Below are 6,179 nucleotides of genomic sequence, written 5' to 3'. Positions count from 1 at the left end.
GGTTGCGTACGATGCGCTGGTCGGCCGTCAGATCGTGCCAGAAATCATCGGGCTGGAACAACAGCCGCTTCGGCTCAAAGCGCAGAAACGCCTCCTCGAAGCCAGGCCATTTCTGCTCGATGACGCGCCAGACGAAACCGGCGGCGAAGACGCGCTCAGCCATAATGGAGAGAATGCGGTCATCGGGGATGTCAGCCACGGCGGCATTGTCAGGCGCCGGACCAAGCAGCGACGTCAGTTCCTCTTCGCCGCCCTTACGTTTTGCGGCGCGAGCGCGAATTTTCTTGAAATCGGCCATTGGTCCCTCGGCAACTGGAATCAATCTAACACTTCCCGTGCGAGCCGGCAGCCTCTACCTCTTACGGCAAGCCTAAGACCCTGGAGATGGCCATGAACAAGACGATCGACGATCTGGCGAACCGCTGGCTCAAGCGGCGGCCGGACGGCCTCAGCCAGCTCGAAAGCCGGGTGCTGCAATCGACGCTCGAACGCACCACCATCTCGCGCGACACCAACAAGGCCGTTGCCTTCCACCAGACCTTCGGCGACCGGCTTGCCGATACGATCGCCCGCATCGGCGGGTCATGGTCCTTCATCCTGACCTTCATCGCCTTTCTGGTCCTATGGACGGCGGGCAATGTCTGGCTCCTGTCGCGTGACGCCTTCGATCCCTACCCGTTCATCTTCCTCAATCTCGTTTTGTCGATGGTAGCCGCCTTGCAGGCGCCGGTGATCATGATGGCGCAGAACCGCCAGACCGAACGCGACCGCATCGACGCCGCCCACGATTACGAGGTCAACCTGAAAGCCGAGATCGAGATCATGGCGCTGCATGAAAAGCTGGATGAACTGCGCCACGGCCAGATTCTCGGCATGCGCGACGAGATCGTGCAACTGACCGAGATGATCAAGCGGATCGACGAAAGGCTGTCTTCGCAGCAGTCGGCTTCATGATCGACGCGATCCACCATTTCATCGAACAATACGGGCTGCTCGCGGTCTTTGTCGGTTGCGTCGCGGAGGGCGAAAGTGCTGCCATTCTCGGCGGCTTCTTCGCCCACCAGCAGGTCTTCGTGCTGTGGCACGCCGTCCTTGCGGCCGGCCTCGGCGCCTTTGTCGGCGACACTTTCTTCTTCATCCTCGGACGAAGCTTTGCCGACCATCCCTATGTCGTCAGATTGCGCAAGCGGCCCGGCTTTCGCCGCGCCTTTCGCCTGCTCAACACCCATCCCGACATTTTCGTGCTGTCGAACCGCTATATCTACGGCATGCGTCTCGTCGGCGGCATTGCAGCCGGGCTCTCCAATATCACAGCGCCGCGCTTCGTCATCCTCAACGCGCTTTCATCGGCGGTCTGGGCGGTGCTGTTCGGTACGATCGGTTATGTCTTTGGACTTGGCGCAGAGCACTTCATCGGCCAGGCGCTGATGCATCACGAACGGTTGCTGATCGGTCTTGGCATCGGCCTGACCGTGGCCGTTCTGGCATGGCTCGTCGCCCGTCACATCGCCAGGAGGGAACGCGCCAGGGAAGGCTGATCGTCAATCCACCCCGAGCGCCCGATCCCCCCGATCGAGGATGAGCGGGACGATCAGGTCTTCCTCGTCGGCAAGATGTCTTGTCAGCATGGCGATCAGCCGGCTGTTTTCGTCGGCATAGGCGTCGGCTGCAAAGCGCTGTCTGTCTTCGCTCTCCTGCAGCGTCTTGATGAAGGCATTGGCCGCCTCGGCATTGCGCTCCAGCCCTTCATGGATGGTGTGGTGGTCGGCATCGAGAATCTCGAAGCCGCGCTTCAAACGGGGCTCGGCCTTGGCGAATACCGGGAAATATTGATAATCCTCGACATTGTGGTGACCGTCGAGATGCCCAAGAAAATGATTGAGGCGCGGCGCGAACCAGCGCGCGAAATCAGGCGCCGTCAGCCGTCCCTCACGGAAGTCGTCAATGCCGTTGGCCAGCATGCCGCCGAGTTCGCGGAACATGTCGTGCCGCTGCAGCCACATATTGGCGATGCCGTGGACGTTGGCATGGTCCTGCCAGTTTTCACGCGGGTATTTTTCGACGAGCCAGCGCAGATCGTCTGGCAGGCCCACGCGTTCGAGAAGCAGAAAATTGACGGCCCCGGCCATGACAGTCTCCTTTGGTGACTGGCATATAGGCATCGAAAGGCTAGATCGGTAGCCCAGTGATCCGCTCGATAATGGCGATGCCCCAGACACCGGCGACGATGAGCACCGAAATCAGCACCGCCAGCGAACCGCAATCCTTGGCCAACTGGATGTCGACATTGAACTCGCGGCTGAAAGCGTCGCATGCCGCCTCGATGCCGGTGTTAAGCACCTCGACCATGATCAAGAGCAGCACCGCGCCGATCAGCAAGGCATAACCGCGCCACGAGATCGAAACGAACCAGCCGAGCGGCAGTGCCAGCGCCAGCAGCATCAGCTCCTGCTGGAAAGCCTTCTCGCTGGCGGCCAGCTTGCGAAACGCCCGCACCGAATTGAAATAAGCGTCGATCAGCCGCTGCATGCCAAACCCCTTTGCGAATCACCGGCACGGGATAATGCAATGGCTGGCCAGATCAATGGAATAAGGTGACTTGTCCAAGATTCATTCAGCAACCGGTATGGACGATGTCGACTTTTCAAACTGCGGCAGCCCGTCGTCGATCGAATAATAGTCGCCCTTGTCACCGACGAAGATATGGCATTCCCCCTCAAGACCTGTCGGCTTGTCGAACGATCCCGCCATGACTGAAACGTAGTCCTGGTCTCGCGGCTTCCAGAACAGCACCGACCCGCATGCCTTGCAGAACCCACGCCTGGCGAAGGTAGAGGCTTCGTACCAGGTGATACTTTCCACGCCTTCGATCACGATGTCGACATTGGCAACATTGGTCGCGGCATAGAAATGTCCGCTCTGCTTGCGGCATTGCGAGCAATGACAATAGACGACGCCACGCAACGCTCCGTTCGTTCTGAAGCGGACGGCTCCACACAGACACGATCCCTGGTGACCACCACTCACGTCGATCCTCCTTGAAAGAAAAGTGCCTGGCATCGCCTTCAGGATTCCAGCTTTGCGGCGCACGCACGCAAGCAAATGCGACATGTACTGGCGTGGAGAATCCGAAATTCGGTTTCATTTTGAAGCGTGCGATGCGCGAATCGCGAATTCGGGCCGCTGCACCGGCGTTGTTTCCAACTGTTGGACGCGCGAACCAGAGCTTTTACAGCCCGCAGACAGAGAAAACCCGCGGAACCTTCGCCAGTTAAGAGAACTTTAGCGACAGCGCATTTATGGTCACCCTGCAAGTGAAGGCCGTGGGTGGGGACGCATCCCTTCGCAAGTTGTTCCGAAGCGTCGGTCGCATTCCCCAGGGTTCGGCGACAAAAGGGGATCCGCGAATTCCGCGGATCATCCGGGGGAAGAACCAGAATGCAGCCGGCAGCTGTCCCGACCGAACGCACCGACATCGCAGCCACTGTTGTCGCGACAATGCGCCAGTTGGGCGTGCTCGGCCTGCCGCGCAATTACGAGATCTTCTATGAGGCCCTGAGCGGCACCAATCGCGAACTCAGCCTGGCCGTCGTTTCGCTGAGCAGCCGGCCGACACAGGATGAACTGGATCAGATCGGGCGCACTTTCTTTGCCCACAACCATGGTCCTGGCATCGTCGAGCATGCCCGAGACGTCATTGCCAGGGAGCTCGAGGAGGTTGCTTCACTGCTGCGGAGCGAGCGCAGCCATATCGAGAAATACGGCAGGATCCTCGATGAGACATCGAGCGGCCTCAACGGCCGCAGCCTTCTCTCCCAGGATCTTTTGCACAAGATCGCCAACGCCATGGCGGTTGCCACCAATTCGACGATCGATCACGGCCGGCAGGTGGCCTCGACGCTCAGCGACAAGACGGCCGAACTCGAGACCGTCAAATCGAAGCTCGAGGAATACAAACGGTTGGCCGACACCGATCCCCTGACCCACATCTGGAATCGCCGCGCCTTCGACAAGGAAATCACCAGGATCTACAACAGCAACAGGGGTATCCTGTTCAACGCCCTGGTCCTTGCCGACATCGACCGCTTTAAGGACATCAACGACCGCTTCGGCCACCCGGTCGGCGACAAGATCATCCAGAGCATCGCCGATATCTTCCAGACCAGCATTCGCGGCGACATGTTCGTTGCTCGCACCGGCGGCGAGGAGTTCGCGCTGATCGTCGAGGGCGCCAGCGAGGACGCCACCTATGACGTTGCAGAGCGTATTCGTGCCCTGATCGAGCAGACGCCGTTCACCAGCAGCCAGACGGGCACGAATTACGGCACCGTCACCGTCTCGATGGGTATCTGCATGGCGTCCGAAGCCGAAGGACCCGAAGATCTCTACACCAAGGCCGACCGGGCGCTCTATCGCTCGAAGGTCAGCGGCCGCAACCGCGTCACCAGGCACTCGACGATGGCTGGCCGAGCAGGCAAGAGCTGGCTGCTCTACAAGAAGGATTGAGACTCCCGTTTGCAGATTGTTTTGCGTCCCGCCCCTTTCCATATGAATTTTTGTGGCCTATATTTTCTACAGAAATAGGAAGGCGTCGCAATGCAATCTCAAACCGCTGCCAAGACAGCCGAGAATGCAGTCCTGACCAAGGCAACGGTGCGCGCGGCCGATCTGCTGGACATCACCGCCAGAATGCTGGCCTCGGTGATCGGAGTTTCGGAGGCCACGGTTTCGCGCATGCGCAGGAACGAATTCGTGCTCGAGCGCGGCACCAAGCCATTCGAGCTTGCCGTGTTGTTCGTCAGGCTGTTCCGCTCGCTCGACGCCATTGTCGGCGGCGACGCGGTCGTCGCCCGGGCATGGCTGAAGAACGCCAACACGGCGTTCGACGCTGCTCCGCTTGAAAAGATCCTCACCATCACCGGGCTCGTCGATGTCATTGCCTATCTGGACTCCCGACGCGCTCTCGTCTGAGACCGTCGGCATCGACAGCAAGTACTGGCGCATGGTCGAAGCGCAGCACCATGTCTCGACGCTGAAAATCGTCGACACGCTCGACGAACAGGCGATGCTGGAAGACCTGATCGAGGAAACCAAGCCGCAGATCCCAATTGAATGCCGCCATCTCCACTATCTCCTGGCGACGCCCTTCCGCTACGGCTCGGTCTATCCGCACGGTTCGCGCTTCCGCCGTGCCGGCAGGACCAAGGGCGTCTACTATGCGGCCGAGACCATGATGACCGCGGTGGCCGAAATGGCCTTCTACCGGCTGCTGTTCTTTGCCGAGTCGCCCAAAACACCCTGGCCAAGCGACGCCGCCGAATACACGGCCTTTGCGGCCGCGATCAAATGCGCCAAGGTGATCGATCTCACCCGGCCGCCGCTCGATCGTGACGCAACGGCATGGACGCATCCGACCGACTATGCCGCTTGCCAGGCCATTGCCGATACTGCCCGCGAGGCCGGGCTGGAGGCGATCCGCTACCGCTCGGCGCGCGATCCCAAGGGCGCCAACATTGCGCTGCTGACCTGCCGCGGCTTTGCCAAGGCAAAGCCGCTGGAGCCGCGGACCTGGCGCATCCGGCTTGGTGCGTTCGGCGTGCAGGCGATCTGCGAGTTTCCGGAAAAGCGCATCGAGTTTTCAAGGACGGCGTTTGCTGACCCCAGACTCGCCGGCCTGCGCTGGGAACGCGGGCACTGAACCAACTAAAAGAAAAGCGCCGGATTTCTCCAGCGCTTTTTCCGTCAGCCGTTCAGGCCGAAATCGAGCCTAACCGTTCGCAACCTGCTTGTGCTGCACCGGGTGGCTCTTCTTGAGCAGGTCTGACACCAGGAACGCCAGTTCGATCGCCTGGTCGGCGTTGAGGCGCGGGTCGCAATGGGTGTGGTAGCGGTCCTGCAACTCCTCGGCGGTGATGGCGCGCGCGCCACCGGTGCATTCGGTGACGTTCTTACCGGTCATCTCGACATGGATGCCGCCCGGATGCGTGCCTTCGGCGCGGTGCACTTCGAAGAAGGTCTGAACCTCCTTCAGGATGCGGTCGAACGGCCGCGTCTTGTAGCCGGCGGCCTCGATCGTGTTGCCGTGCATCGGGTCCGACGACCACACCACCGAGCGGCCTTCCTTCTGCACCGCGCGAACCAGCTTCGGCAGATGGTCGGCGACCTTGTCGGAGCCGAAA

General features: G+C 60.5%; 9 protein-coding genes and 1 pseudogene. 5 read left to right on the top strand and 5 right to left on the bottom strand.

Annotated elements, in window-relative coordinates:
* Positions 1–298, bottom strand: a pseudogene (locus EN991_RS19855) (DNA-3-methyladenine glycosylase I); the annotation flags it as partial.
* Positions 299–390: 92 nt separating this feature from the next.
* Here EN991_RS19855 and EN991_RS19850 point away from each other — a divergent pair.
* Entirely contained in the window at positions 391–954 is a 564-nt protein-coding gene (locus tag EN991_RS19850) for a DUF1003 domain-containing protein (protein ID WP_024503559.1), read from the top strand.
* Positions 951–1,538, top strand: a complete 588-nt coding sequence (locus tag EN991_RS19845) for a DedA family protein (protein WP_127369361.1) — start codon at positions 951–953, stop codon at positions 1,536–1,538. Before EN991_RS19850 ends, EN991_RS19845 begins: the two co-directional genes overlap by 4 nt.
* 3 nt (positions 1,539–1,541) lie before the next feature.
* On the opposite strand, the gene EN991_RS19840 is transcribed toward EN991_RS19845, so the two are convergent.
* The 3 genes from EN991_RS19840 to EN991_RS19830 form a co-directional block, all read right to left on the bottom strand.
* A complete protein-coding gene (locus EN991_RS19840; RefSeq protein ID WP_027161483.1) occupies positions 1,542–2,129 on the bottom strand; it encodes a hemerythrin domain-containing protein in 588 nt (195 codons plus the stop codon).
* Between the two features lie 40 nt (positions 2,130–2,169).
* Positions 2,170–2,529, bottom strand: a complete 360-nt coding sequence (locus EN991_RS19835; RefSeq protein WP_024503562.1) for a diacylglycerol kinase — start codon at positions 2,527–2,529, stop codon at positions 2,170–2,172.
* Between the two features lie 81 nt (positions 2,530–2,610).
* A complete protein-coding gene (locus EN991_RS19830; RefSeq protein ID WP_127369360.1) occupies positions 2,611–3,027 on the bottom strand; it encodes a GFA family protein in 417 nt (138 codons plus the stop codon).
* Between the two features lie 411 nt (positions 3,028–3,438).
* On the opposite strand from EN991_RS19830, the gene EN991_RS19825 reads away from it, so the two are divergent.
* The 3 genes from EN991_RS19825 to EN991_RS19815 all read left to right on the top strand — a co-directional run bounded on the left by EN991_RS19825 (position 3,439) and on the right by EN991_RS19815 (position 5,698).
* Positions 3,439–4,506, top strand: a complete 1,068-nt coding sequence (locus EN991_RS19825) for a GGDEF domain-containing protein (protein ID WP_027161481.1) — start codon at positions 3,439–3,441, stop codon at positions 4,504–4,506.
* A gap of 90 nt (positions 4,507–4,596) precedes the next feature.
* Complete coding sequence (locus EN991_RS19820; RefSeq protein ID WP_013531903.1) at positions 4,597–4,971, top strand: MbcA/ParS/Xre antitoxin family protein; 375 nt, start codon at positions 4,597–4,599, stop codon at positions 4,969–4,971.
* Complete coding sequence (locus EN991_RS19815) at positions 4,931–5,698, top strand: RES family NAD+ phosphorylase (RefSeq protein WP_013531904.1); 768 nt, start codon at positions 4,931–4,933, stop codon at positions 5,696–5,698. The genes EN991_RS19820 and EN991_RS19815 overlap by 41 nt, the downstream gene beginning before the upstream one ends.
* Positions 5,699–5,767: 69 nt before the next feature.
* Here the strand turns inward: EN991_RS19815 and EN991_RS19810 are convergent.
* Positions 5,768–6,179: 3-deoxy-7-phosphoheptulonate synthase (locus EN991_RS19810; protein WP_206519220.1), on the bottom strand; the 412-nt coding region annotated here is incomplete at its 5' end.

This window comes from Mesorhizobium sp. M7A.F.Ca.US.005.03.2.1, from assembly GCF_003997795.1.
GTDB classification, from domain to species: domain Bacteria; phylum Pseudomonadota; class Alphaproteobacteria; order Rhizobiales; family Rhizobiaceae; genus Mesorhizobium; species Mesorhizobium ciceri.
This window is presented reverse-complemented; position numbering and strand designations above follow the sequence as displayed.